At 72.7% G+C, this 25,769-nt stretch carries 20 protein-coding genes and 1 riboswitch; of the genes, 9 read left to right on the top strand and 11 right to left on the bottom strand.

The genetic code is table 11. The features are described 5' to 3' along the window. Position 1 precedes the first annotated feature (1 nt). Positions 2-1,678, top strand: coding sequence for a DUF5691 domain-containing protein (locus JK361_RS14075; protein ID WP_201816974.1), 1,677 nt, complete (start codon positions 2-4; stop codon positions 1,676-1,678). Here the strand turns inward: JK361_RS14075 and icmB are convergent. Continuing rightward, entirely contained in the window at positions 1,654-2,076 is a 423-nt protein-coding gene (gene icmB, locus JK361_RS14070) for a coenzyme B12-dependent isobutyryl CoA mutase small subunit (RefSeq protein ID WP_201816972.1), read from the bottom strand. The two genes, JK361_RS14075 and icmB, sit on opposite strands and share 25 nt — an antisense overlap. 223 nt (positions 2,077-2,299) lie before the next feature. On the opposite strand from icmB, the gene JK361_RS14065 reads away from it, so the two are divergent. Together JK361_RS14065 and JK361_RS14060 are read left to right on the top strand one after the other, a co-directional pair. Continuing rightward, positions 2,300-3,154 carry an esterase/lipase family protein gene (locus JK361_RS14065; RefSeq protein WP_201816970.1) on the top strand — a complete coding sequence of 285 codons (855 nt, stop codon included), beginning with the start codon at positions 2,300-2,302 and terminating at the stop codon, positions 3,152-3,154. Between the two features lie 278 nt (positions 3,155-3,432). After that, a complete protein-coding gene (locus tag JK361_RS14060) occupies positions 3,433-5,001 on the top strand; it encodes a peptidoglycan DD-metalloendopeptidase family protein (RefSeq protein ID WP_307787251.1) in 1,569 nt (522 codons plus the stop codon). A gap of 44 nt (positions 5,002-5,045) precedes the next feature. Here the strand turns inward: JK361_RS14060 and pcrA are convergent, their stop codons facing one another. Further along, entirely contained in the window at positions 5,046-7,553 is a 2,508-nt protein-coding gene (pcrA, locus tag JK361_RS14055; RefSeq protein WP_201816964.1) for a DNA helicase PcrA, read from the bottom strand. A gap of 262 nt (positions 7,554-7,815) precedes the next feature. Beyond that, a riboswitch (cyclic di-AMP (ydaO/yuaA leader) is annotated at positions 7,816-7,985 on the top strand. 8 nt (positions 7,986-7,993) lie between these two features. On the opposite strand from pcrA, the gene JK361_RS41240 reads away from it, so the two are divergent. Next, entirely contained in the window at positions 7,994-9,304 is a 1,311-nt protein-coding gene (locus tag JK361_RS41240; RefSeq protein ID WP_236052917.1) for a C40 family peptidase, read from the top strand. A gap of 134 nt (positions 9,305-9,438) precedes the next feature. Here the strand turns inward: JK361_RS41240 and JK361_RS14040 are convergent, their stop codons facing one another. Further along, positions 9,439-9,792, bottom strand: coding sequence for a hypothetical protein (locus tag JK361_RS14040; protein WP_201816961.1), 354 nt, complete (start codon positions 9,790-9,792; stop codon positions 9,439-9,441). Positions 9,793-10,371: 579 nt separating this feature from the next. Between JK361_RS14040 and JK361_RS14035 the strand changes: the two genes are divergently transcribed. Beyond that, entirely contained in the window at positions 10,372-11,436 is a 1,065-nt protein-coding gene (locus JK361_RS14035; protein WP_201817601.1) for a C40 family peptidase, read from the top strand. A 99-nt stretch (positions 11,437-11,535) separates the two neighbouring features. On the opposite strand, the gene JK361_RS14030 is transcribed toward JK361_RS14035, so the two are convergent. Both JK361_RS14030 and JK361_RS14025 read right to left on the bottom strand, forming a co-directional pair. Continuing rightward, positions 11,536-12,279, bottom strand: coding sequence for a LuxR C-terminal-related transcriptional regulator (locus tag JK361_RS14030; RefSeq protein WP_201816959.1), 744 nt, complete (start codon positions 12,277-12,279; stop codon positions 11,536-11,538). After that, on the bottom strand, positions 12,276-13,565 hold the full coding sequence (locus JK361_RS14025) for an ATP-binding protein (RefSeq protein ID WP_201816957.1): 1,290 nt from the start codon (positions 13,563-13,565) through the stop codon (positions 12,276-12,278). The genes JK361_RS14030 and JK361_RS14025 overlap by 4 nt, the downstream gene beginning before the upstream one ends. A 221-nt stretch (positions 13,566-13,786) precedes the next feature. On the opposite strand from JK361_RS14025, the gene JK361_RS14020 reads away from it, so the two are divergent. Beyond that, complete coding sequence (locus tag JK361_RS14020) at positions 13,787-15,352, top strand: PspC domain-containing protein (RefSeq protein WP_201816956.1); 1,566 nt, start codon at positions 13,787-13,789, stop codon at positions 15,350-15,352. Next, entirely contained in the window at positions 15,339-15,548 is a 210-nt protein-coding gene (locus JK361_RS14015) for a hypothetical protein (protein WP_201816955.1), read from the top strand. The genes JK361_RS14020 and JK361_RS14015 overlap by 14 nt, the downstream gene beginning before the upstream one ends. Positions 15,549-15,577: 29 nt before the next feature. Here the strand turns inward: JK361_RS14015 and JK361_RS14010 are convergent, their stop codons facing one another. The 3 genes from JK361_RS14010 to JK361_RS14000 all read right to left on the bottom strand — a co-directional run bounded on the left by JK361_RS14010 (position 15,578) and on the right by JK361_RS14000 (position 18,591). Then, positions 15,578-16,102 (bottom strand): DoxX family membrane protein, encoded by a 525-nt coding sequence (locus JK361_RS14010; protein WP_201816954.1) that lies wholly within the window; start codon positions 16,100-16,102, stop codon positions 15,578-15,580. A gap of 140 nt (positions 16,103-16,242) precedes the next feature. Beyond that, on the bottom strand, positions 16,243-17,523 hold the full coding sequence (locus JK361_RS14005; RefSeq protein ID WP_201816953.1) for a hypothetical protein: 1,281 nt from the start codon (positions 17,521-17,523) through the stop codon (positions 16,243-16,245). Positions 17,524-17,796: 273 nt separating this feature from the next. After that, positions 17,797-18,591: a class II aldolase/adducin family protein gene (locus JK361_RS14000; protein ID WP_201816952.1), complete on the bottom strand. Its 795-nt coding sequence runs from the start codon at positions 18,589-18,591 to the stop codon at positions 17,797-17,799. A 139-nt stretch (positions 18,592-18,730) separates the two neighbouring features. On the opposite strand from JK361_RS14000, the gene JK361_RS13995 reads away from it, so the two are divergent. Continuing rightward, positions 18,731-19,198, top strand: coding sequence for a pyridoxamine 5'-phosphate oxidase family protein (locus JK361_RS13995; RefSeq protein WP_201816950.1), 468 nt, complete (start codon positions 18,731-18,733; stop codon positions 19,196-19,198). Between the two features lie 18 nt (positions 19,199-19,216). On the opposite strand, the gene guaA is transcribed toward JK361_RS13995, so the two are convergent. Beyond that, positions 19,217-20,797: a glutamine-hydrolyzing GMP synthase gene (gene guaA, locus JK361_RS13990; RefSeq protein ID WP_201816949.1), complete on the bottom strand. Its 1,581-nt coding sequence runs from the start codon at positions 20,795-20,797 to the stop codon at positions 19,217-19,219. A 280-nt stretch (positions 20,798-21,077) separates the two neighbouring features. On the opposite strand from guaA, the gene JK361_RS13985 reads away from it, so the two are divergent. Continuing rightward, the gene (locus tag JK361_RS13985) at positions 21,078-21,353 is read left to right on the top strand and encodes a chorismate mutase (RefSeq protein ID WP_201816947.1); all 276 of its coding nucleotides are present in this window, start codon (positions 21,078-21,080) and stop codon (positions 21,351-21,353) included. Between the two features lie 851 nt (positions 21,354-22,204). Here the strand turns inward: JK361_RS13985 and JK361_RS13980 are convergent. Together JK361_RS13980 and JK361_RS13975 are read right to left on the bottom strand one after the other, a co-directional pair. Then, complete coding sequence (locus tag JK361_RS13980) at positions 22,205-24,010, bottom strand: GMC family oxidoreductase N-terminal domain-containing protein (protein ID WP_201816945.1); 1,806 nt, start codon at positions 24,008-24,010, stop codon at positions 22,205-22,207. Positions 24,011-24,038: 28 nt separating this feature from the next. Continuing rightward, complete coding sequence (locus JK361_RS13975) at positions 24,039-25,652, bottom strand: succinic semialdehyde dehydrogenase (RefSeq protein WP_201816943.1); 1,614 nt, start codon at positions 25,650-25,652, stop codon at positions 24,039-24,041. Positions 25,653-25,769: the final 117 nt, after the last annotated feature.

Below are 25,769 nucleotides of genomic sequence, written 5' to 3'. Positions count from 1 at the left end.
GATGAACGGGGCACCGGCCGGCGAGGACACCACGGCACCGGAGCACTCCTGGGAAGAGCTGGTCACCACCGCGCTCCTCGGCACCGACCGGCGTACCCCGGCGCACGCCGCGCCCGGCCGCCCGGCCCCGGTCGCGCTGCTCGACGCGGCGGCCGTGGCGGCCGTGCGGCGCCGGGCCGGGCTGCGGCCCGCGCGGGCGGCACAGCGGCCCGAGCCCGCGCCCGCCGACCCGCGCCCGGCCCTGCCCGCCCCGGCGGCCCACCGGCTCACCGCCCTGCTGGCCGACCGGTCCGGTGGGACGGGCAGCGGCCGGCGGGGCAGTTCCCCGGACCTCATGGAGCTGCTTCCGCAGTGGCTCGCGGCAGCCAACGCACACGGGTACGCGGCGCCCCCGCAGACACTGCCCGCCCTGCTGGACGCGGCCCGGGGCCGGACGGACCTGCGCCCGGCGGGGCTGGCGTTCGCGGGGCCGCGCGCCCTGTGGCTGGCCCGGCTGAACCCGGACTGGCGGTTCGCGCTGCGCGCGGCCCCCGGCGGCGGCGCGGCACTGCCCGACGCGGCGGATCCCGAGGCGGTGCGCCGGCTGTGGCAGGAGGGGCTGTTCGCCGAGCGGGCGGCGCTGCTCGGCACGCTGCGCGCCCGTACACCCGCGCTGGGGCGCGAGTTGCTCGCGTCGACGTGGGCGGCGGAGCGGGCGGAGGACCGTCTGATGTTCCTCGACTCGCTGCGCACGGGGCTGTCGGACGCGGACGAGCCCTTCCTGGAGCAGGCGTTGGGCGACCGCAGCCGCAATGTCCGGGCGACGGCGGCGGAACTGCTGTCGGCGCTGCCCGGCTCGGCGCTCGCCGAGCGCATGGCCGTACGGGCCACTGCGTGTGTGGCCCTGGACCGCACGGGGAACGCGCCGGCGATCGCGGTGGAGGCTCCGCCGGAGTGCGACACCGGCATGGAGCGGGACGGCGTCGCCGCCACACCACCGGCGGGCCGGGGGGAACGCTCGTGGTGGCTGGGGCAGTTGGTGGAGGCCGCCCCGCTCGGCTGCTGGCGGGAGCGGTTCGGCGGGCGGACGGCCGAGGAGATCGTGGCGCTGCCGGTGGCGGACGGCTGGCAGGGCGAACTGCACGCGGCCTGGTGCCGGGCGGCGGTACGGCAGCGGAACGCCGCGTGGTCACGGGCGCTGCTCGGCTCGCCGTCGGCACCGGAGGCGGGCGGCCCGGGCGCGGTGTCCCTGGCGGAGCGGGCGAAGCTGCTGGCCGCGCTGGAGCCGGCCGAACGGGCCGGGTGGGTGGCGGGGTTCATCGCCACCCACGGCCTGTCGGAGGCGTTCCAGCTGCTCGGGGTGTGCGCGGTGCCGTGGGCTCCGCCGCTCGGCCGGGCCGTGGTGGACGCCCTCAACATCGCCCGGGACGCGGGCAGTTATCCGTGGAGTTTCAGCGGGGTGATGGGGCTGGCCGAGCGTTGCCTGGACCCTGCGGAGGCCGTGCGCCTGGAGGCGCTGCTGGCGATACCCGACGAGCGGGAGGACGCCGCGCCGGGCGCCGGCGGGTACTGGGCGGAGGCGTTCCAGCGGCTGGTCACCACGCTGCGGCTGCGGGCGGCGATGACGCGGGAACTGGCACCGCCCACACCGCCCGAGCCGCCCCGGGCCGTCGTTCAGCCGCCGGACGCGGCCGGCTGACGCACGTTCTCCCGGACCCACTCCACGATCGACACGGTCGTCGCCCCCGGGGTGAAGATCTCCGCGACGCCCTTCTCCTTCAGCGGCGGGATGTCCTCCTCCGGGATGATGCCGCCGCCGAAGACGAGGATGTCCTCGGCCTCCCGCTCCTTGAGCAGGTCGATGACCGCGGCGAAGAGGGTGTTGTGGGCGCCGGAGAGGATGGACAGGCCGATCGCGTCGGCGTCCTCCTGGATGGCGGTGCCGACGATCTGTTCCGGCGTCTGGTGGAGGCCGGTGTAGATGACCTCCATGCCGGCGTCGCGCAGGGCGCGCGCGATGACCTTGGCCCCACGATCGTGGCCGTCGAGCCCCGGCTTGGCGACCACCACGCGGATCGGACCGGCTGCCACACCCATCACTGCCTCCATCAAGCGACCCCGGGAGCGATCGCTCCCGTTCATATCGACAAGTACCGCACTTTTGGCACGTTCCGCCACCGTCGCGAAGTGAACGAACGTTATCTCCAGCATCCCGCAAGCGGCAGTTTTACGGTGCGCGGCGAGGGGGAAATCACATGGTGGGACATGAGGGCACACGGGGAACCTAGTCGTCCTCCGGCGTGCCGACAGGAGGTCGGCCATGAAGGTCACCGGGGTATTGCCGCCGCTCTTTCTCCCGCTCTGCCGCCGCCTGTGGCCGGGCGGACTGGCCGGACTGTCCATGGCACTACTCCGGGCGACCGCCCTGGAGGCCGCGATTCTGGCAGGTCACCTGCTGCTCTATCCGACCGGCCTGATCCAGGAACGCCGCTGTGCCGCCCTGCCCGCCACCGACGGGGCCGCCCGGCTGCCGGTCCACCCCGGCCCGCCGGTGGTGCTGCTGCACGGCTTCATCGACAACCGTTCGGTGTTCGTCCTGCTGCGCCGCACCCTCGCGCAACACGGCGGCCAGCGCATCGAGTCGCTCAACTACTCTCCGTTGACGTGTGACATACGCACCGCGGCCGAGTTGCTGGGCCGGCACATCGAGGAGATCTGCGAGCGCACCGGCAGCCCGCGGGTCGACATCGTGGGGCACAGCCTCGGCGGCCTGATCGCGCGCTACTACGTCCAGCGCCTCGGCGGAGACCTGCGGATACGCACGCTGGTCACGCTCGGCACCCCGCACTCCGGGACCCGGGTGGCACCGCTGGCGGACGCACATCCGATCGTGCGGCAGATGCGGCCCGGCTCGGCGGTGATCGAGGAGCTGGCCCGGCCCGCGCCCGGCTGCCGGACCCGCTTCGTCAGCTTCTGGAGCGACCTGGACTCCCTGATGGACCCGCTGGAGACGGCCTGCCTGGACCACCCCGACCTCGACGCCCGGAACATCCGGGTGACCGGCATCGGTCATCTCGCCCTGCCGGTGCACCCCGCCGTGGCGGCCGGGATACGCGACGCCCTGGACGAGCCGCGCCCCGGGGACCGGGCCACCGGCGGCCTGACGGTGGCCTGAGCCCGGCCGGGGCCGGCCGGCACGAGGCGCGCGACGGGCCGGGTGAAGGGACCGGTCCGAGGGAGCGCACAGCCCGCGCACAGCCGGTACATCGCGACTCGACATCGAACACTCTTCGAACGCAAGGCCAAAGTCACGTCCGGGGTCCCCCGAAACACGGCCGAATGCCCGTTTCCGGCCCGCGCGAAACCGGCCGAAGATTGTCGTGCCCAGGTACCGACGGGTACAGTCGCCGCACTGCTCTGGCAGCCCCTGTTGTCGAGGCGAAAGAGAAGTTGGTGAACGACCGTCACCCGTCGGGGAGCATGACCACCCCGGCCCCGGCTTCCGACGCCTCCACCGCGCACTACGCGCCGTACGGGGCACAGGAAGCCCACTACGACGACCTCACCACGTACGGCAGTTACGACGCCACCGGTTTTGCGGACGGTTCCGGCGGCACCACGTCGTTCCACACCGACCCGCTCTTCGGCAGCCTCCCGGGCGGCGAACAGGCCACCGGCGCGTACGACACCACGCAGTGGCAGACCGGCACAGGCCAGACCGCGGCCTACGACCCGTACGCGGCCCAGCACGTCTCCGCCTACGACTCCGGTGTCTACGACAGCACCGCCTGGACCGTCCCCGCGCAGGCCGCCGGGAACGACGTCAGCGGTCAGTGGGACACGGGCGCCTGGCTGCAGCACGACCAGTCCGGCACCGCCGACCCCACCCAGCAGTGGGAGTGGGGCACCCAGACCTTCGACACGGGCGCGTACGACGCCACGCAGTGGAACACGGCCGGGCAGAGCGCACCGACGGTCCCCGGGCAGGCTGGCGAACCGTTCGATCAGCAGGCCACCGGGACCTTCGAGGCGGCCGGCGACCCGCAGAGCACCGCGACGTTCGCGGCCGTCGCCGGCCCGCGGACGACGTTCGAGCAGGCCGGTGACCCGCAGGCGACCGGGGACTTCGAGCAGGTGCCGTACGAGGACGCCGCCTACGACGACCGGCCGGCCGACGAGGGCGAGCCGGACGCCACCGGCGAACTGCCCACCGTGACCGACCTGCTGGACGGCCAGGAGGAGGTCACTCCGGCGCCGGCGACCCGCGCGGGCTCGCGCAGCGCGGCACGATCCCGGCGCCGTACGCCCGCCAAGCGCTCCGCACTGCTGACCGTCGCGGTGCCCTCGGCGTGCGTGATGGGGGTCGCCGGGATCGCCGCCGCCTCGGTCAGCGCGCTCACCGACGACTCCCAGGACACCACCGCCTCCGCCTCGGACGCGCTGCCGGTCAAGCCGTCGGTCGCCAACAGCAAGCTGGACAGCCAGCTCAACACCCTCTCCGCCGGTGCCACCGACTTCGCCGACCGGGCGAGCCGCACCCAGGAGCGCATCGACCTCAAGGCGCAGCAGGAGCTGGAGAAGAAGAAGGCGGCCGCGGAAGCCGCGCTCAAGGAGCGGCTGCGCCCCAAGTTCGCGCTGCCGGTCGGGCAGCACGGACTCAGCGCCTACTACGGCCAGGCAGGCATCAACTGGATGTCGGTGCACACCGGCATCGACTTCCCGGTCTCCTACGGCACCCCGGTGATGGCCGCCACCGACGGCACCGTCACCACCAAGTGGAACAGTGCCTACGGCAACATGATGATCGTGACGGCGAAGGACGGCACGGAGACCTGGTACTGCCACCTGTCCAGCTACCGCGTCGGCTCCGGTACGACCGTCAAGGCCGGCGATCAGATCGCCTACTCCGGCAACTCGGGCAACTCCACCGGCCCGCACCTGCATTTCGAGGTGCGGCCGGCGGGCGGGGCGGCGATAGACCCGCTGCCGTGGCTGCGCAGCCACGGGCTGGATCCCACCTAGCCACCGGGGCCCCGCTCTTCAGCGGGGCCCTTCCTGTCTACGGACTACAGCTTCTCCACCGGCGCGTACCGCAGCAGCAGCCGCTTCGGCTTGGTGTCGCCGAAGTCGATCGTCGCCTCCGCGTTCGCGCCCGTGCCCTTCACCGCGACGACCGTGCCGAGCCCGAACTGGTCGTGGGTGACCCGGTCCCCGACGGCGAGCGCGGCCACCGGCTTCTCCGCCGTGCGCCGCGTGGCGAACCCGGACGCGCCCGATGCCGAGGAACGCGAGCGGGTCGAGGACAGCGAGGACGCGATCCCGGACGCCGGCCCGGAGGACACCGGCGCCGCGGCTCCCGTCCGCTTCCACTCCACATGGGCGGGCGGGATCTCCTCCAGGAAGCGGGAGGGCGGGTTGTACGACGGCTGGCCCCAGGCGCTGCGCATCGCCGACCGCGTGAGGTACAGCCGCTCCCGCGCGCGGGTGATGCCGACGTACGCCAGGCGCCGCTCCTCCTCCAGCTCCTTGGTCTGGCCGAGGGCGCGCATGTGCGGGAAGACGCCGTCCTCCATGCCGGTCAGGAACACGACCGGGAACTCCAGGCCCTTGGCGGTGTGCAGGGTCATCAGCGTGATGACGCCGTCGCCGTCCTCCTCGTCGGGGATCTGGTCGGAGTCGGCGACCAGCGCGACCTGCTCCAGGAAGTCCGCGAGGGTGCCCTGCTCCCCCTCCGCGCGTTCCTGCTCGAACTCCAGGGCCACGGCGGCGAGTTCCTGGAGGTTCTCGATCCGGGTCTCGTCCTGCGGGTCGGTGGACGCCTGCAACTCGGCGAGGTAGCCGGTGCGTTCGAGTATCGCTTCGAGGACGGTGGCCGGTCCGGCACCGGACTCCACGATCGTCCGCAGTTCCTCCATCAGCGTGTTGAACCGCTTGACCGCGTTGGTGGAGCGCGCGGCCATGCCGTACGCCTCGTCGACGCGCTTGAGGGCCTGCGGGAAGCTGATCTTCTCGCGCTGGGCGAGAGCGTCGATCATCGCCTCCGCGCGCTCGCCGATGCCCCGCTTGGGCACGTTGAGGATGCGGCGCAGCGGCACCGAGTCCTCCGGATTGGCGAGGACACGCAGGTAGGCGAGGACGTCCCGGACCTCCTTGCGCTCGTAGAAGCGGACACCGCCGACGACCTTGTAGGGCAGGCCGACGCGGATGAAGACCTCTTCGAAGACACGGGACTGGGCGTTGGTGCGGTAGAAGACGGCGACGTCGCCGGCCTTGGCCTCGCCCGCGTCGACCAGGCGGTCTATCTCGTCCGAGACGAACTGGGCCTCGTCGTGCTCGGTGTCGGCGACGTACCCGGTGATCCGGGCGCCCTGGCCGGCGTTGGTCCACAGGTTCTTCGGGCGGCGGGACTCGTTGCGCTCGATGACCGCGTTGGCGGCGGACAGGATGGTCTGCGTGGAGCGGTAGTTCTGCTCCAGCAGGATCGTCGTCGCGTCCGGGTAGTCCTCCTCGAACTGGAGGATGTTGCGGATCGTCGCGCCCCGGAAGGCGTAGATCGACTGGTCCGCGTCACCCACGACGCACAGTTCGGCGGGCGGGAGGTCGTGCTCGCCGGGCGGTACGTCCTCGTCGTGTCCGCCCGTCCCGACCAGCTCGCGGACGAGGGCGTACTGGGCGTGGTTGGTGTCCTGGTACTCGTCGACGAGGACGTGCCGGAAGCGGCGGCGGTAGTGCTCGGCGACGTCCGGGAAGGCGCGCAGCAGGTTGACCGTCGTCATGATCAGGTCGTCGAAGTCCAGCGCGTTCGCCTCGCGCAGCCGCGACTGGTACAGCGCGTAGGCCTGGGCGAGGGTCTTCTCGAAGCCTCCCCCAGACTCCGTCTGGGAGGTGCCCCCAGCGGCCTGGGCGGCGAAGTCCTCCTCGTCGATCAGCTCGTTCTTCAGATTGCTGATCTTGGCGCTGAAGGACTTCGGCGGGAAGCGCTTGGGGTCGAGATCCAGGTCGCGGCAGACCAGGGCCATCAGGCGCTTGCTGTCGGCGGCGTCGTAGATCGAGAACGACGACGTGAAGCCGAGCTTCTTGCTCTCCCGGCGCAGGATGCGCACGCACGCGCTGTGGAAGGTCATCACCCACATCGCGTTCGCGCGCGGGCCGACGAGCTGCTCGACGCGCTCCTTCATCTCGCCCGCGGCCTTGTTGGTGAAGGTGATCGCGAGGATCTGGCCCGGGTGCACGTCCCGCTCGGCGAGCAGGTGGGCGATGCGGTGGGTGAGCACACGGGTCTTGCCGGAACCGGCGCCGGCGACGATGAGCAGCGGGGAGCCGGCGTGCGCGACGGCGGCGCGCTGGTTCTCGTTCAGCCCCTCGAGCAGGGCCGCCGAGTCGAGCACGGGGCGGGGGGCGCCGTCCCGGTAGTAGGCGTCGCGGTCCGGCGGCATGTCGAACCTCCCGCCGAACAGATCGTCCGGAAGCGGCTCCGGGGCGTGATCGTCCTCGGGCGGCGGCGGGGGCTCCTCCCCGTGCCCGCGAGGGGGCTGGAGGTCCGCCAGGAAGCTGTCGTCAAAGAGGCTGCTCATCGCTCTCCGAGTCTAGGGTGCCCCACCGACAACCGGTCGCCGTCCCCGGAACATGGCCCGTTTCCCGGACAGCCGATCTCGGCGCCCGCAGCGGCCGCGAACCGCTCACTCAGAGAAAGCGCCTGGTCACGCGCGCATGAAAGTGCTCTCAGGTCACGGAAATGTATCGGACATACTGCACACCAACCTTCACAGAAGACACACGAGTTGGCTAGGTTGCCGTCAGGCCGCACGACCCCACTCCGGCGAACGTCGCCGGGCCGCGCGGCCTCCGCCGAGTCCGGCGCGCCCCCGCACGGTGCCCGGAGCCGGGGACCCACCGATCCTGGGGTGAATCGGCCGACTCCCGCCCGGGACGACGCCGTAGGGCAACCCTTCCAAGCACCCGCCCGAACCCGACAGCTAACCCGGTAGGCGGAGTACGGAAGGAGTCGCCTCCCTTGGCGTCGCACCGCAAGCCGCGCCCCGGCGGAACCCACGGGGCGGGCATCCGCACCCCCGCTCTCGCCACGGCCGCCCTCACCTCCGTGGCCGTGCTCTCCCAGACCGCCGAGGCCGCGCCGGCGGCCGGCGACGGCAGGCCGAGCGTGGAGGAGATCGAACGGAAGATCGACGACTTCTACCGCCGGGCGGAGTCGGGGGCCGAGACGTCCGCCTCCGGCCGGGAGCGGACCGAATGGGCCCAGGAGGCCGAGCGGGCGCGGCAGGCCGAGCGGGCCGAGCGCGCCCAGGAGGCCGAGCGGGCCGAGGACTCACGCCGGCGCGCGGACAGCCTCCAGCGGCTCCGCGACGAGGTCGCCCGGCGCGCCCAGGGCCGTGGCCTGCCCGCCCAGCGGGCGGCGATCCCGGCCCAGCGCGGCCCGGGCCAGGCCCGGCACGGCTCCGGCCAGGCCCGTCTCGGCTCGGCGCCGGCCACCGCCCCGGCGGCACCCGTGAGCGACACGGGTGTCACACCGTCCGTGCCGTCCGCGTCTCCCACACCGTCGGTGCGGGATGCGGCCCCCGCCTCACCCGTGCGGGACCAGGACATCACTTCATACGCACGGGACACGTGGATCACTCAGCCGGTACGGGACCGGACCGCGGCTTCGCCCGCGCGGGACGCGCGCCCGGCCTCATCCCTTCGGGACACGGCGGTCACCCCAGGGGGCAAGGACCCGGCGTACACGCCGTCCCTCCGCGACACGACGGTCACTCCCCCGGCCCGGCAGACGGGCAACGCCCCGGCCGCGCCCGCCGGCGCCGGGAAGACGTCGGCCGACAGCCTGCCGGAGACCGCCGCGAGCGGCCCCAAGGCGGCCAAGGCCAGGGTGCGGAAAAAGCTCGCCCACGCGCGCGTGCTGCTCGCGCAGCGGGCCGCCCAGGGCGCCGGCACGCCGTCCGGCACGTATGCGAGCAAGGCCAGGAAGGCCATCGCCTTCGCCCGTGCCCAGCTCGGCAAGCCGTGCCTGTCGGGCACCGCCGGTCCCGGCTCCTACGACTGCTCGGGCCTCGTCCAGGCCGCCTGGAAGTCCGCCGGGGTCGTGCTCCCGCGCACCGCACGCGAGCAGGCCGCCACCGGTACTCCGGTCCCGCCGGACCAGATCCGCCCCGGCGACCTGGTGTTCTTCCACGACGACGTCAGTCACGTAGGGATCTGCACCGGTGACGGGATGATGATCCACGCCCCGAGGCCGGGCGCGTACGTCCGCGAGGAATCGGTCTCCGGCGCCGGCGAGGCGGCCGTCCACAGTGTCGTGAGGCCGGGCTGACCCCGTAGGGGCGCGCCGGGGATCAGCCGGCCACAACGTCGTAGGGCCGGGCCGACCCCGGAGGGGGCACATCGAGGATCAGTCCGGCCACGGCGTGGTACGGCCGGGCCGATGCCGCAGCGGCGCGCCGGGGATCAGGTCCACAGGACGGCGATGAAGATGTTGGCCATGGTCAGCAGGCCGACCAGTCCGAAGAGGCCCTTGTCGATCCGCTCCTCGTCGCGCTTCACGTAGACCAGGCCGAGGATCACGATCAGCAGGGCCAGCTTCACGCCGATCTTGACGCTGTTGACGTGGTGGTCGTCGGCCTGGTTGAGACCGACCAGGGCCACGCCGGTGACCAGCATGGTGATCGCGCCGTGCAGCATCCCGGGCACGAACCGGGCGGTGCCCTGGCCCATCGCCTTCATCTGGGTGAGGAAACCGCCGAGGAGCGCGGCGATACCGATGATGTGCAGGCCGACGAAGAGATGGATGAGTACGTCCATGGAGCCGGAGCCTAGCCAGGAGCCCCCGCACGCCTCGCCACCGGGCCCTCCAGAAGGCCCGGGGCGTCCGGGAGGCTGCAGGCGTCCAGGAGGTTCCAGACGTCCAGGGGGTTCCGGGGCTGCCCAAGAGGTCCCAGGGCTGTCCCGGGGGTGGGGGCGGGCCGCCCGCCCGCGCGGGTTAGCAGCTCGGTGACGGTGTGCCACCGGGCGCCGGACGACGCACTGCGGATCTCGCATATATGCGCCCCATAGCACCCCACGATCCCCGCCAGTCCCGCTTTCCGCGCTTCGGTCACCACGCTCCGTAAAGACGACGACTCCAGCCCGTCGGGGCGGTCACATATGGTCACGACCCGATCCTTCGACATCAGTTCCGCACACCGCGTTACCGACTCGTCACCGTCCGGCCTAGCGTCCTCCCCCAGGTGACCGGCTCCCCCACGCCGCCCAGGCCAGGGCGGCAACCGGTCGCCCCCGCCGAGAAAGGCCCGGCGGCGGCCCGACTCCCCTGTGCGGGCCGCCGCGGGGCGCACCGACCGCTCGGTCGCACAAGCCGTACGGAAGGACGTGACGGTCCAGGTGGCAGCCCACCGCAAGCCCCCGCAACGCTCGCTCAGCAGCCATACGGCCCGGACGGCCGCCACACTCGCCCTGGCGGGCGCGGCCACCGCGACCGGCTTCGACGGGACGGCGCACGCGGAGCCGCAGCTGACGCCGGCGCAGGTGAAGGCCAAGGTGGAGACGTTGTACCAGGAGGCCGAGGCCGCCACCGAGAAGTACAACGGGACCAAGGAGAAGGCGGACACGGCCCAGCGGCGGCTGAGCGGGTTCCAGGACGAGGCCGCCCGCAGACAGGAGAAACTCAACTCCGCCCGGGACGCTCTGGGTTCGGTCGCGGCGGCGCAGTACCGGGACGGCGGCATCGACCCGGCCTGGCAACTGGCCCTCTCCAGCGACCCCGACCGGTATCTGGACGGCGCCGCGCTCGCGGAGCGGGTCGGCGACCGGCAGGTCGCCGCGGTGTCGCGGGTGCGCCGGCAACTGCGGGAGATCGAGCAGCTGCGGGGTGCCGCACGCATCGAGCTGAAGACGCTGCGCTCCCGGCAGGCCGAGCTGAGACGGCAGAAGAAGACCGTCACCGGCAAGCTCGACGAGGCCCGGCGGCTGCTGGCGCGGCTGACTCCACGGCAGCGCACCGAAGCCACCGGCGCAGGCAGCACGGTCACCCGCGCCTCCCGGTCTGCGGCGGATCCACGGGAGCCGCTGGAGCAGGCCGGGCCCGCCCCCGCCTCCACCGGACGGGCGGCGGCAGCCGTCGCCTACGCCTACAGCAAGCTCGGCAGCCCCTATGTATGGGGTGCCACCGGCCCGAACGCCTTCGACTGCTCGGGCCTGGCCCAGGCCGCCTACCGTGCCGCCGGCATCTCCCTGCCCCGCACCACCTACGCCCAGATCAACGCGGGCCGACGGGTCTCCCGCGCCGAACTCCGTCCCGGTGACCTGGTGTTCTTCTACTCCGGGATCAGCCACGTCGGCATCTACGTGGGCAACGGCCAGATGATCCACGCCCCGAACCCGTCGGCGCCGGTCCGCCTGGCCCCGATCGACCAGATGCCGTTCGCGGGAGCGACGCGGGTGGCGTGAGGGCGGGGCGGCGGGTGGCGTGAGGGCGGGGGCGGCGGATGGCGTCGGCGTGGGCGTCGGCCGATGGGCCGGCGCCGGTGGAGCGGCGGGCCCGCCGGGTCAGACCAGCCGGCGCGCGGTCGCCCAGCGGGTCAGCTCGTGCCGGTTGGACAGCTGGAGCTTGCGCAGGACCGCCGAGACATGGGACTCGACCGTCTTCACCGAGATGAACAGCTGCTTGGCGATCTCCTTGTAGGCGTAGCCCCGGGCGATCAGACGCAGCACCTCGCGCTCCCGCTGGGTGAGGCGGTCCAGGTCCTCGTCCACGGGCGGGGCGTCGGTGGAGGCGAAGGCGTCCAGGACGAACCCGGCCAGTCGCGGGGAGAAGACGGCGTCGCCCTCCTGGACACGGAAGATCGAGTCGACCAGGTCGGCGCCGGTGATGGTCTTGGTGACATAGCCGCGGGCGCCGCCGCGGATCACCCCGATCACGTCCTCCGCCGCGTCCGACACGGACAGCGCGAGAAAGCGGACGGGCCGCTCGGCGTCCGCCGTCAACGCCGCGCAGCGGCGCAGCACTTCGACACCGCCGCCGCCCGGCAGGTGGACGTCGAGGAGGACCACCTCCGGCCGTGTGGCGTTGATGACCGAGACCGCCTGGTCGACGTCCGCGGCCTCGCCGACCACCTCGACCCCGGTCTCGGAGGTCTGACCGATCTCGGCCTGGACGCCGGTGCGGAACATCCGGTGGTCGTCCACGAGCACCACCCGCACGTGCCGCCCGCCCGCGCCGCCGTCGGGCCGGCCGGCCCCGGCCGCCCCCGCCGCCCCCGCCGTGCCGTTCGCCTCGGTCGCGTCACTCATGACGTCTTCTCCGCCCTCTCCATCTCCAGCTCGACCTCGGTGCCGCCGCCCGGCACCGCCCGCAGCCGGGCCGTGCCGCCGTTGCGCTCCATGCGGCCGATGATCGATTCTCTAACGCCCATGCGGTCGGCGGGTATCGCGTCGAGGTCGAAGCCGGGGCCGCGGTCCCGCACGGACACGAAGACCGTCTTTCCCTCGACTTCGGCGTAGACCTGTACGGCGCCGCCCTCGCCACCGTACTTGGCGGCGTTCACCATCGCCTCGCGCGCGGCCTGCATCTGCGCACTGGTCCTCTCGTCCAGCGGGCAGTCGCCGACGATCACGACCTCGATGGGTACACCGTGCTTGTCCTCCACCTCGGCGGCGTTGCGCCGCACCGCCTCGGCGACCGTGTCCGGCTCGTCGGCCTCGTCCTTGCCGGTGCCCTCCGGCTTGTACAGCCAGGTACGCAGATCGCGCTCCTGGGCGCGGGCGAGGCGGCGCACCTCGCCCGCGTTCTCGGCGTTGCGCTGGATCAGGGTGAGCGTGTGCAGCACGGAGTCGTGGACGTGGGCGGCGACCTCGGCGCGCTCCTGCGCACGGATACGCATCAGGCGCTCCTCGGACAGGTCCTGGGTCATGCGGACCAGGTACGGGCCCGCGAGCAGGGTGATGCCGACGAGGACGGCGAGCGCGGCCTGAAGGACCGCCCCCAGGTGGGCGGCCGAGCCCTGGAGGACGAACACGGCCGAGACACCGGCCGTGACGAGCAGGACGCCGCCGGCCGTGCGCAGCAGGGTGAGGGTGCGGCGTCGGCGGCCGGCCTCGACCCAACGGGCCCGGCGTGCGTTGTCCGCCTGGCGCCAGACGAGGGCGACACCGGCCGCGACGAGCACGGCGGGCACCAGATACGCCTTGGCCGCGCTGCCCAGGTTGACGCTGCCCACGAAGACCATGGAGACGACGACCATGAGGAGCAGCGCGACGATCTGTCCCCGGTCCGGCTTGCGGGCCACCAGTCTGCGGCGGCCGTCCGGCGAGGTCTCCGTGCTCACCAGCGACGGCTTCTGGCCGCCGACACCACCGACGCCGAGCGGGACGAAGAACCAGAACGCGGCGTACAGCAGCGCTCCGAGCCCGTCGGCCAGGAACAGGCCGACGAAGACGAGCCGCACCCAGACGACGGGCAGCCCGAGATGCCCGGCGAGGCCCCGCGCCACTCCGCCGAGCCAGCGTCCGTCGCTGCTGCGGTAGAGCTTGCGCGGGGGCCGCGGGTCGTCGAGTGGCAGGCTTGCGGCTTCCGGCATGCCAACGATGGTCACACGGCCGGCAGGGCAGGGCATCAGGGTCGGCCCCGGAGACGCCCCTGATCTTCGGCCGGGACCGGTCCGGGCGGGCGTCTCGTGCGGTCCGCCGCGGCGATCCGTGCCGCTCGAACGCTTCCCGGCCCTGTCTCGGGGCCGATTTCAGGGTTGGTCCAGGGTCGTCCCGACTGCCACGGCGGTGGCCGGGCCGTCACCATGGACGCATGACGGATCACGAGCACGCCGCGACGGGTCCGGGACCCGGCCCCGGCCCACGCCCGGCCCCGGGCACCGGGCCGACGGATGCCGCGCCCGCCGCGACGGGAGAGACGGGAGCGGCCGGCGCCGGCAGCGGCACCGGCGGCCACACCGACGACAGCACCGGAGCCCACACCGACAGCGGCATCCGCACCGGCGGCGGCGACGGGGGACCCCGTGCCGAGGCCGGGCCCCGCCCCGGCTCCCGGAGCGGCGGCCACTCCCCCACGGACGGGTCCGAGCAGCAGGAGGACCCCGGGCTCCCCGACCGGTTCCGGCGCGACCGCGGGCACAAGATGATCGCGGGCGTGTGCGCGGGACTCGGACGGCAGACCGAGATGGACCCGGTGATCTTCCGGATCACGCTGGCCGTGCTGTCCGCGACCGGCGGCCTGGGCCTGATCTTCTACGGCTTCGTCTGGCTCCTGGTGCCCTACGAGGACGAGGAGGAGAACGAACTCCGCAAGCTGTTCACCGGCCGGGTGGACGGCCAGGCACTGGCCGCCGTGCTGTTCGCGCTGGTCGGCTGCGGAATCTTCCTGACAATGCTGAGAAACGGCGGAGTGCTCGCCTTCGCCACGGTGCTCTCGCTGCTGCTCGCGGGCGCGGGGTACTGGTCGCGGCGCCGTGGCGCCCCCGATCCCGACCCGCTGGCCGCGCAGGCCGCCGCCGACGCACCGCCGGAGGCCCAGGCGCCGCCGGTCGTCACCACCTACCCCTCCTGGTGGCGGGACCCGATCGTCAAGGACGGCACCCATGTCGGCGGCACCGGCTATCTGTGGGGGCCCGGCGACGCCCGCGAGCGGGACCTCGCCTCGGTCGTGGACGTCGGCATCGCCACCCCCTGGACGCACCAGGGAGCGATACAGCCGCCGCGCCCCGCGGCCCCGAGACCGCGCGGCCCGCGCTGGATCGGCGGCTGGGTGTTCCTGCTCGCCCTGCTGGCGGGCGGCCTCGGCACCGGGCTCGGCTGGCACACGCACCCGCTGGGCACGAGCCTGCAGACGGGTCTGGCGTGCGCGCTGGCGGTGTTCGGGCTGGGCATCATGCTCAGCGCGTTCCTGGGCCGTACCGGCGCCGGGACGGTGTTCCTGGCGGTGGTCACCGCGGCCCTGCTGGCCGGGGCGGCGGCCCTGCCCCGGGACATCACGACCGACTGGCGGGAGACGTCCTGGAAGCCGGCCGCGGCGGCCGAGGTGCGGTCCGGGTACGACCTCGGCACAGGGCGGGGCACCTTGGATCTGACCCGGGTGCGCCCGGCCGAGGGGCAGACGGTCACCACGGACGCGCGGGTGGGCGCGGGACAGCTGAAGGTGATCGTGCCGGCGGACGTGGCCGTGCGGATGGACATCGATGTGGGGCTGGGCGACATCCGGTTGCCCGAGGACCGTGGAAAGGACGTGGACGTGCAGCCCGCTCAGCACAAGGACGTGACGCTGGCTCCGGCCGTGGGAGCCGGGAAGTCAGGCACGCTGGACCTCACGCTCGGCGTCGGTGTGGGACAGGTGGAGGTCAGCCGTGCTGCGTCATGAGTTCCAGCCCGGGAAGCTGGTCGCCGGGCTCTTCCTCACCGCCACCGGCGCGGCGTACGCGGCGGACGCCGCAGGTCTGTGGGACATCCCCTGGTTCGCGGTCGTCCCGCTGGTCGTGGGCGGCCTCTGCCTAGCCGGTGCCACGGCCGCGGTGACCCGGGGCATACGCAGACGGGGCGGCGCCGAGAGCGGCTAGACGGAGCGGCTCCGACTGCGCCGGGGCGGCTAGCGGTAGCCGCCGGCCCCCCGTCGGGCCCGCCAGGCCGCGTCCACCGAGAGGTAGGGGGCGCCGGCGAGGACCAGCGGGAGCCAGGCCATCAGGAAGGCGAGGTCGTTGCCGTAGTAGTAGGGGGTGGTCGCCCAGCTCACCGTCAGCCAGAGGCTGAGCGAGATCAGCGCGCCGCCGAGCGCGGCCAGCCGGCCGAGCAGACCGAGCAGGGTGCCGATGCCTACGGCCAGTTCGCCGAGGGCGATGGCGTAGCCGAAGCCGACCGGGGCCTTCAGGGCCAGGTCGACCAGGGCCGGGATCGCGGCGGAGTCGCGGGCGGCACGCATGGTCTCGCCGATCGACCCGGCACCGCCGGCCTGCATGAAGGCGCTGTCGGTCAGCTTGTCCAGGCCGGCGTAGACGAAGGTGACACCCAGGAAGATCCGCAGGGGCAGCAGGGCGTAGTGGGCGGCGGTGTCCCGCCAGCCGCGCGGGCTGTCCAACCGGATGCTTTGCGTGCCCGTCCGCATGCCGTGAGTCATCGCTGCCAGCCGCCCTTCACCCGCCGTGCAACCCTTCTTGGACGATACGTATGACGAAGGGATCCGGTTCAATCCTCTCCCGGATGATTTTCCGGATTTCGGGGGCCCTGGATTCCTCCCCCGGCGTCCCTCCCCGGCGGTCACTCCGTCACGTGGAGCGGGTAGCGGTTGGTCGCCACCCCGGCCGCGGTGACCACCTGGACGTCCACCGCGCCGGGCTCCACGTCCGCGGGTACGGGCACGGTCAGGGCGTGGTCGGTGGGGTTGCGGAAGCCGCCCGCGACGGGGACCAGGGGGACGTGGACGTCGACCGTGCCGATGCGGACGACCGTCCGGGAGAGCCGGTCGGCGGTCTGGGCGCCCGGCGGGACGAAGCCGGTGCCGCGGATCTCGATGTCGTCGCCGGTGCGGACCGGCCCGTCCAGGTCGCCGGGCTCGCGGGCGCGGACCACCGAGAGGATCACCGGCCGGCCGCCCTCGGCGTACTTGCCGGCGAGGTAGGTGGCGGCCGAGATCAGCACGATCACGCCCAGGCCCCAGGGCAGGTCGGGCAGCCGGTCGGGGCGGCGGGCCAGCCGTACGGCGGCGAACAGCAGGGCCACGGCGCTGATGGCGACGTACTGGATGTCGGCGAAGGCGCCCCGGCCGGAGTCGTCGGTGAGCAGATCGGCGGCGCGCGGACGGTGGGCCGGCACCTTCTGCAGCCGCTGGGCGAGGATGCGCAGGCCCACCACCCGGCGGACCAGGACGGCGATGCCGCACACCACGGCGAGGACCGTCACCACGCCCGCACCGCGCGCCAGATCGAGGCCGGAGATCAGCGCGTCGCGTTCGGCGTGGTCGGAGGCGGCGGCCAGGCGGGCGGCCAGCAGCAGGATCGCGTAACCGACGAACAGCACCCAGCAGGCGGCAACGGTACGGGAGGTGGAGATGCGGTTGTCCTCGCCGATCACCGGCGCGAGCGCCCCGCCGCGCGCCCGGTGGAGGAAGCAGGCGGCCGTCAGCACGCCGGCGACGGCGAGCGCGGCGAGCAGGGCCGCGGTGCGGGCGCCGGTCCAGCCCGCGCCGATCGCGGTGAGCGCCTCGGCGAGCAGCAGCACGGTGACGGCACCCCACACCGCGCACACCGTCCGCAGCCACAGCCGGGCGAGCCGGACGGCGCCCTCGGCCCGGCCTTGTTCGGCGACGGCCTCGGCCCGCTGGGTCAGTTCCTCGGACACCCACTGGCGGGACGCCGAGGCCGAGTGCGCCACGGCCGCCGGCAGCCCGCGTCCGGCGGCGAACTCGTCGCGCCGGCGCAGGAACGCGGCGACGGCACGCCGGTGTCCCATCCGGGCGCCGTGCGGACAGTCCCCGCAGGTGCAGCCGCCCTCGTGGACGTCCTCGGCATCCGTGTGCCCTCTCGCCTCCTGCACCGCCACGCCCGATGCCCGCCTTCCCCACACCCTGCCGACCCTGCCACCGGCATCCGCGGCCCGGGCGACAGCCCGGCAACTCCCCTGTGCTGAGAGCGAATTGTGCCCTACCCCGGGCCCTTTGGGGCGGCCGCGCGGAGTCAGCGAGGGTGAATTCGGAAGCGCCGTGTTGACCCGGCCGCGAGAATCACCCGGTGCCGGCGGTCGTACGGGGCGAAGCAGCCGGCCGGACCGCCGCGGCTCCGGATGGTCACCGGTGCCGGGCGGGCGGCGGCGGTCTCAGCTCAGCAGGTCCGGTTCGCTGCGGCTGATGTCCTGCCACATCGGCTGGTAGTTGATCCAGGCCACGAGGTCGCCGCCGAGCTGTTCTCGGGTGGCGACGGCCGCCTTGTGGTCGATGAGCACCGGCCGGCCCGCCGCCTTCGCCATGAGCTGCACCTGGCAGGACCGGTCCAGGGAGAGAAACCACCAGGCGGCCGCGTCCACCGAGTCCCCGACGGTGAGCAGGCCGTGGTTGCGCAGCACGAGCGCCTTGTGGGAGTCCAGCGCGGCGGCGATCCGGCGGCCCTCCTCGGCGTCGACGGTGACACCGGTGTAGGCGTCGTAGAGGGCGAGGTCCTCGTAGAAGGCGCAGCTCTCCTGGGTGATGGGGTCGAGGAGGTCACCGAGGGCGGCGAGGGCGCGGCCGTGCACGGAGTGGCAGTGGGCGACGGCGACGACGTCGGGGCGGGCGGCGTGCACTTGGGCATGCACGGTGAACGCGGCCTGGTTGACGTGGTAGCGGCCCTCGACGACCTGCCCGTCCTGGTTGACGAGGACGAGATCGCCGACGGTGACGTGCCGGAACGGCATCCCGAAGGGGTTGACCCAGAAGCAGTCGGTGAACTCGGGGTCCCGGGCCGTGATGTGTCCGGACACCCCGTCCTCGAATCCCGCCCGCCCGAAGATCCGCAGGGCGCCCGCGAGCCGCTCCTTGCGGTGCCGGCGTTCGTCCTCGGCCGACTCGTGCATCGGCGGCATGGCGAACCGCAGCCGGTCGGTGGGCAGCGGCAGGGGCGGGGTGGGCCCGTGCATAGATCCTCCCGTCCTGGGATTGCGTACGGGCCGGAACGTACCGCCGGGCGGCGCAAAAAGGCAGAGCCGGTTTGTAAAGATGCCGTACGCAGCGCATACCAGACAGAAGGTGTCGGGTTTCCCGGCAAGGCTGGGCCGTATGAACTGGACAGGCTTCAGCAGCGCCGCACCCGAGCTGGCGAAGATCACCGAAGAGCGCTTCGGCTCGTACCGGCACCATGTCCTCGCGACCCTCCGCGCGGACGGCTCCCCCCGCACCTCCGGCCTGGAGGTGCGCTTCCTGCACGGGGAGCTGTGGCTCGGCATGATGCCGGGTTCCCTCAAGGCGCTCGACCTGCGCCGCGACCCGCGCTTCACGCTCCAGTCCAATCCCGGTGACGGGACGGACATGGGCGGTGGTGACATCCGGATCAGCGGGCGGGCGTGCGAGGTCGGGGAGGGCGCGGCCAAGGCCGCGTACGTGGAAGAGGTGGAACCGCCGCAGCCGTTCCACCTCTTCCGCACCGAGCTGACGGAGGTCGTACGGACCTACGTCGAGGACGACACGTATCTGGTCGCCCAGGTCTGGAAGCCCGGAGAGCCGGTGCGCACTCTCAGGCGGACGTGACCGTCACCCGCGGGAGGACTACTCCCACTCGATGGTGCCCGGCGGCTTCGACGTCACGTCGAGCACGACCCGGTTGACGTCCCGGACCTCGTTGGTGATCCGGGTCGAGATGCGGGCGAGGACGTCGTACGGCAGGCGGGACCAGTCGGCGGTCATGGCGTCCTCGGAGGAGACCGGGCGCAGCACGATCGGGTGACCGTAGGTGCGGCCGTCGCCCTGGACGCCGACGGAGCGGACGTCCGCGAGCAGGACCACCGGGCACTGCCAGATGTCGCGGTCCAGGCCGGCCGTGGTCAGTTCCTCGCGGGCGATGGCGTCGGCCTCGCGGAGCAGGTCGAGACGCTCCTTCGTCACCTCGCCGACGATCCGGATGCCGAGACCCGGGCCGGGGAACGGCTGGCGCTGGACGATCTCCTCCGGCAGGCCCAGCTCCTGGCCGACCATGCGGACCTCGTCCTTGAACAGCTTGCGCAGCGGCTCGATCAGCTTGAACTCGAGGTCCTCGGGCAGGCCGCCGACGTTGTGGTGCGACTTGATGTTCGCGGTGCCGGTGCCGCCGCCGGACTCGACGACGTCCGGGTAGAGGGTGCCCTGGACCAGGAACTCCACGGCCGGGCCCTCGTCGGCGATGATCTCGGCCTGCGCCTGCTCGAAGACGCGGATGAACTCACGGCCGATGATCTTGCGCTTCTCCTCGGGGTCGCTGACGCCCTTGAGCGCGGTGAGGAAGCGCTCCTCGGCGTCGACGACCTTCAGCTGCACGCCGGTGGCCGCGACGAAGTCCTTCTCGACCTGCTCGGTCTCGCCCTTGCGCATCAGGCCGTGGTCGACGTAGACGCAGGTCAGCTGGGAGCCGATGGCCTTCTGGACGAGGGCGGCGGCGACGGCGGAGTCCACGCCGCCGGACAGACCGCAGATCGCGCGCTTGTCGCCGACCAGCTCGCGGATGGCCTCGACCTGCTCCTCGATCACGTTGCCCGTGGTCCAGTCCGGGCTCAGGCCGGCACCGCGGTACAGGAAGTGCTCCAGCACCTGCTGGCCGTGCGTGGAGTGCATGACCTCGGGGTGGTACTGGACGCCGTAGAGCTTCTTCTCGTCGTTCTCGAACGCGGCGACCGGGACGACGTCCGTGGACGCGGTGACCGTGAAGCCCTCGGGGGCGGCGGAGCAGGCGTCGCCGTGGGACATCCACACGTGCTGCTCGTCCGGGGTGCCCTCGAAGAGGGTGGAGGAGTTCCGGGAGACGTGCAGGTCGGTACGGCCGTACTCGCGCGCCCCGGTGTTGTCGACGGTGCCGCCGAGGACCTCCGCCATCAGCTGGAAGCCGTAGCACATGCCGAAGACGGGGACGCCGGACTCGAAGAGCTCGCGGTCGAGCCTGGGGGCACCCTCCTCGTACACGGACGAGGGGCCACCGGAGAGGATGATCGCCGCGGGGTTCTTGGCGAGCATCTCCCGGACCGGCATGGTGCTCGGCACGATCTCGCTGTAGACCCGCGCCTCGCGGACGCGACGGGCGATGAGCTGGGCGTACTGCGCGCCGAAGTCGACGACCAGGACGGTGTCGGTGGTGGCGGCAGTGGAAGTCGCTGATGACACGGGGTGCCTTCTGGTGGTCGGGCGGGGGTCTGTGCTACCGAGTCTAACGGGCGGGCGGGAAGGGTTCCCCTGTGCGGGCCGTGGCATACTGGCCGCATGCTTCAGCACACGACCTTCGTCTTTACCTATGGCATCCGGCCCGCCGGCTGCCATGGTCGTGCTGCTTGAGCTGACGCCAAGCGACTTCCCAGGCGCCCCGGGCCGACAAGGCCCGGGGCGCCTGTCGTTTTCCGGGTTCTGCCGTTCCAGGGCATCCACCTTCCCGACCGAGGAGCCCGACGTGACCACCACCACCGCGGAAACGACCGTCACCCCGGAGGCGACGATCGCCGACGCCCGGGAGCGCATCGACGCGCTCGACGACCGGATCATCGGCCTCATCCAGGAGCGGATGGCCGTCTCCGCCGTCGTCCAGCAGACCCGTGTCGCCTCCGGCGGGCGGCGGGTGCACCTCTCCCGTGAGATGGAGATCCTCGGCCGCTACCGGGACGCGCTCGGCAAGCCCGGCACCGGCCTCGCCATGACCCTGCTGGAGCTGTGCCGGGGTCGCATCTGAGTTCGGTGCCGCTCTCACCCGTACGGCGCGTGACCGGCCCGCGCACCGCTTCGTTGAGGGGTGTGTCCGTGCCAGCCAGGGGCGGGCCCGACAGAACCACGCGTGGCTCGCTGGGGCGATGAGGCGTACGGGTCGTGCCGTACGCCGTGGGACCTCGCTCCGGAAAAGTGACCGGACGGCAGGGGACAGCAGCCCGGTCACCCAAGAGAACGGCCGGCTCCGGGGACGCCCGGGGCCGGCCGGCGGAAAACTGCAGACAGGCCACAGGGCACACGAACAAGCGGCGCAACCCCCCGGCGCCGCTCCCCGGCACCGGCGCTGCCCTGACGCCGGTGCTGACCGGAAGAAGGGCCCCGCGGTCTCCGTCCCGCGGGGCCCTTCGTCACGCCCACAGCCGGACACGTCCTCGGCCGGTGACGCCCACAGCCGGGCACGCCCCCGGCCTGTCGCGTCCGCGGCCCGTCACGCCCCCGGCCGGTCGTGCCCCCTGGCCTGTCGCGTCCGCGGCTCCTCGCGCCCACGCCCCGTCACGCCCCCGGCCGTTCGTATCCGCGGCTGGTCGCGGCCCCGGGCGGTCACGCCCGTGACTCACGTCACACGAAGAAATCCGGGTATCCGGAGCAACCCTTCTCGCTTTTCGCCGATCAAACCTGCCGGATCAAGAAACGGTGAGAGGGACCTGCCTTCGGAGGGGGATGCAGGTCCCTCTGTGCCGTTCGGGCCACTCGTACCGTGCGGCCATGCGTCCGCTCCGGCCACTCGTCCCGCTCCGGCCACGCGTCCGCTCCGGCCGCTCCGGCCACTCGCCCCGTTACGGCCGCACCCCGCTCCGGCCGCTCACCCCGCTCCGGTCACTTCTTCGGCGGTACCGCCGGCATCCCCAGGAACGGCAGCCGCAGCGCGCCGAACGCGTCCGCCGGGACAACCGGGGCCTGCGGCTCCACCGGCTTCAGCCGCTCGTACGCCGCGCCCGGCGCCGGCCGCGGGTCCTCCTCGCCCTTGTTCGGCCAGAACGACATCGCCCGCTCGGCCTGCGCGGTGATCGTCAGCGAGGGGTTGACGCCCAGGTTGGCCGAGACCGCGGCGCCGTCCACGACCGAGATGCCGGGGTGGCCGTGGAGCCGGTGGTACGGGTCGATGACGCCCGTCTCCGGGGAGTCCCCGATGGGGCAGCCCCCCAGGAAGTGCGCGGTGAGCGGGGTGCCCATCAGCTCGCCGACGTTGCTGCCGGGGAAGCCGTTGATCTCGGCGGCGAGCACGGTGGCGGCCTCGGTCGCGGCCCTGATCTGCTTGGGGTTCGGCGAGCCGTGCCCCTGCCGGGCGGTGAGCAGGCCCTTGCCGACTCCGCCGGGCTTCAGATACGTCGTCAGCGAGTTGTCCAGGGACTGCATGACCAGGCCGATGATGGTCCGCTCCGACCAGCGGCGGTTGGACAGGGAACGGGCGACCAGCACGGGGTGGCGGGCCGCGTTCGCCAGCCAGGCGAGCACGCGCGAGGAACCCTCCGCGTACGGCACCTGGAGGATCGACAGGCCGCCCATCGAGTTGGAGCCCTTGCCGTAGCGGACCGGCTCGATGTGGGTGTTCTCGTCGGGGTGGATCGAGGACGTGATGGCGACACCCCGCGTGAAGTCGGCCCTCGGCTCGCCGGTCGCCCTGCGGTAGCGGCGGTCGTCGGTCTGGGCGCCGACCAGCGCCTCGGAGTTGGTGCGGGTCAGATCGCCCAGCCGGTTCGACAGGTGGGGCAGCTGGCCGCCGGCCTTCATGCGGTGGAGCAGGGTCTGGGTGCCATAGGTGCCGGCCGCGAGAACGACCTTGCGGGCGGTGAGGAGCCGGCCCGCGCCCTTCTTCTTCCGGTCGGTCGGCAGGGTCGCCACCGCGTAGCCGCCCCGCGAGTCGTCCGTGACGGACACGACCGTCGTCATGGGGTGGACGACCGCGCCCGCCTTCTCCGCGAGGTGGAGGTAGTTCTCGTTGAGGGTGTTCTTCGCGCCGTGCCGGCAGCCGGTCATGCACTCGCCGCACTCGGTGCAGGCCTTGCGGGAGGGGCCGGCCCCGCCGAAGTAGGGGTCCGCCACCTCGCCGCCCGGCCGGGCCTTCGCCGTGCCGTCCGCGTCCTTGCCGTCCCCGAAGAAGACGCCGACCGGGGCGAGGTGGAAGGTGTCGCCGACGCCCATCCGCTGCGCCGCCGCCTTCAGATGCACATCGGAGGGGGTCATGGTGGGGTTGAGCCGTACGCCGAGCATGCGCCGGGCCTGGTCGTAGTAGGGCTCCAGCTCCTCCTGCCAGTCGGTGATGTGCCGCCACTGGGGGTCGTCGAAGAAGGCCTTCGGCGGTACGTAGAGGGTGTTGGCGTAGTTCAGCGAGCCGCCGCCGACTCCCGCGCCGGCCAGCACCATCACATTGCCCAGCAGGTGGATGCGCTGGATGCCGTACATCCCGAGCTTCGGGGCCCAGAGGTAGTTCTTGAGGTCCCAGGAGTTCTTCGGCAGGGCGTCACGGGTGAAGCGGCGGCCGGCCTCCAGGACGCCCACCCTGTACCCCTTCTCGGTCAGGCGCAGGGCCGTGACCGAGCCGCCGAACCCCGATCCGACCACGATGACGTCGTAGTCGTACCCGTCCTCGTCCCGGGTCTGGACAGACTTCTCCTGCGACACGTGCTCTCCTCGTCGAGAACGGGCGTTTCTAGCGGAACCGGAATGCCTTCATGACCCGGAGGCTCGTGCTCATGAACCGGGCGTACTTCTCGTCGTCCATGCCCAGCGACGGAGCCATCGGCAGCAGCCGCTGCCGGGCCACCGTCTGGGCCTCCGTGTACTTGAGGATGCCCTCGGAGCCGTGGCGGCGGCCGAGTCCGGAGTCCTTCATGCCGCCCATCGGGGACTGGGCGCTGCCGTAGGCGGGCGCGTACCCCTCGTTGACGTTGACCGTGCCGGTGCGCAGGCGGGCGGCGACGTCCTGGCCCCGGCGGGCGTTCTTCGTCCACACGGAGGCGTTCAGGCCGTACGGCGTGGCGTTGGCGCGTTCGACGGCCTCGTCGTCGCTCTTGAAGCGGTAGACCGAGACGACCGGGCCGAAGGTCTCCTCCTCGCACACGGCCATGGAGGTCTCGACGCCGTCCAGGACGGTGGGTTCGAAGAAGTAGGGGCCGATGTCGGGGCGGGCCACTCCGCCGGTGACCACCTTCGCGCCCTTGGCGACGGCTTCCTGCACATGCCGTTCGACGGTCTTCAGCTGGCGTTCGCCGACCAGCGAGCCCATGTCGGCGCCGTAGGCAAGGGAGTTGCCGAGCCGCATGGCCCTGGTGCGGGCGGCGAACCGCTCCAGGAAGGCGTCGGCGACGGACTCGTGGACGTACAGCCGCTCGATGGAGATGCAGAGCTGGCCTGCCGAGGAGAAGCAGGCGCGGACGGCTCCGGCGGCGGCCTTCTCGATGTCGGCGTCGTCCAGCACCAGCATGGCGTTCTTGCCGCCGAGTTCGAGGGAGACGCCGACCAGCCGGGAGGCGGCGCCGACGGCGACCTCGCGGCCGGTGCGGGTGGAGCCGGTGAAGGAGACGTAGTCGGCGTGCTTGACCAGCTCCGGGCCGACGACCGGGCCCTCGCCGAGGACGACCTGGAAGACGCCGTCGGGCAGTCCGGCCTCGATCAGCAGGTCACGCGCCCAGAGCGCGGTGAGGCAGGTCTCCGTGTCCGGCTTCATCACCACGGCGTTGCCCGCGACGAAGGCGGGCAGGGCGTCGCCGACGGACAGCTCCAGCGGGTAGTTCCACGGGGCGATCTGGCCCACGACGCCGCGCGGGTGCCGGAGTTCGGTGACCTTCGTGAGGGTCGGCATGGCGCCCGTGTGCCGCTTGGGCCTCAGGTACGCCGTGGCCCGGCGGCCGTAGTGGCGGGCCGCTACGGCGACGGCCTGCACCTCCTCGTGCGCGTGCAGACGGGCCTTGCCGGTCTCCAGCTGGATCAGGTCGAGGACCTCGGCCTGCCGCTCCAGCACCAGGTCGTGGAAGCGGAGCAGGACGGCGGCCCGCTGCCGTACCGGGGTCAGCGCCCACACGGCCTGGGCGGCGCGGGCCGCCTCGAACGCCTTGAGGACGTCCTGCGGGGTGGACTCGGGCAGGTCGGCCAGCTTCTCGCCGGTGAACGGGGTGTGGTTGGCGGTACGGCCGGAGCCGACGACGCCCTTGGTGAGCTGGGCCACCAACTCCGGGGTGACCACGTCGGCGGCGGTGCGGGCGCCTTGGGGCGCGGGCGCGAGCGGGTTGGTACCGGCGATGTCCGGGGCCTGCGTGTCCGTCATGACGCGCAGGGTATGCCGGAGCGCAGGCTTTGTGTACCCGTCGGTAACGGGGATTCACCGAGTGCTCACACACTGCCAGTGATCACTGGCAGAGAATGCGCTGATCAGGGCGTTGGC

This window comes from Streptomyces musisoli (assembly GCF_016741855.1).
GTDB classification, from domain to species: Bacteria; Actinomycetota; Actinomycetes; order Streptomycetales; family Streptomycetaceae; genus Streptomyces; species Streptomyces musisoli.
Note: the sequence above shows the minus strand (reverse complement) of the source record. Positions and strands in the feature narration are given on the sequence as shown.

What these genes read in the sequence shown, in the direction of transcription:
- JK361_RS14075 (WP_201816974.1), top strand. Translation starts at nt 2, where the DNA reads ATGAACGGGGCACCGGCCGGCGAGGACACCACGGCACCGGAGCACTCC.
- icmB (WP_201816972.1), bottom strand. Translation starts at nt 2,076, where the DNA reads ATGGGTGTGGCAGCCGGTCCGATCCGCGTGGTGGTCGCCAAGCCGGGG.
- JK361_RS14065 (WP_201816970.1), top strand. Translation starts at nt 2,300, where the DNA reads ATGAAGGTCACCGGGGTATTGCCGCCGCTCTTTCTCCCGCTCTGCCGC.
- pcrA (WP_201816964.1), bottom strand. Translation starts at nt 7,553, where the DNA reads ATGAGCAGCCTCTTTGACGACAGCTTCCTGGCGGACCTCCAGCCCCCT.
- JK361_RS14040 (WP_201816961.1), bottom strand. Translation starts at nt 9,792, where the DNA reads ATGGACGTACTCATCCATCTCTTCGTCGGCCTGCACATCATCGGTATC.
- JK361_RS14030 (WP_201816959.1), bottom strand. Translation starts at nt 12,279, where the DNA reads ATGAGTGACGCGACCGAGGCGAACGGCACGGCGGGGGCGGCGGGGGCG.
- JK361_RS14025 (WP_201816957.1), bottom strand. Translation starts at nt 13,565, where the DNA reads ATGCCGGAAGCCGCAAGCCTGCCACTCGACGACCCGCGGCCCCCGCGC.
- JK361_RS14020 (WP_201816956.1), top strand. Translation starts at nt 13,787, where the DNA reads ATGACGGATCACGAGCACGCCGCGACGGGTCCGGGACCCGGCCCCGGC.
- JK361_RS14010 (WP_201816954.1), bottom strand. Translation starts at nt 16,102, where the DNA reads ATGACTCACGGCATGCGGACGGGCACGCAAAGCATCCGGTTGGACAGC.
- JK361_RS14000 (WP_201816952.1), bottom strand. Translation starts at nt 18,591, where the DNA reads ATGCACGGGCCCACCCCGCCCCTGCCGCTGCCCACCGACCGGCTGCGG.
- JK361_RS13995 (WP_201816950.1), top strand. Translation starts at nt 18,731, where the DNA reads ATGAACTGGACAGGCTTCAGCAGCGCCGCACCCGAGCTGGCGAAGATC.
- JK361_RS13975 (WP_201816943.1), bottom strand. Translation starts at nt 25,652, where the DNA reads ATGACGGACACGCAGGCCCCGGACATCGCCGGTACCAACCCGCTCGCG.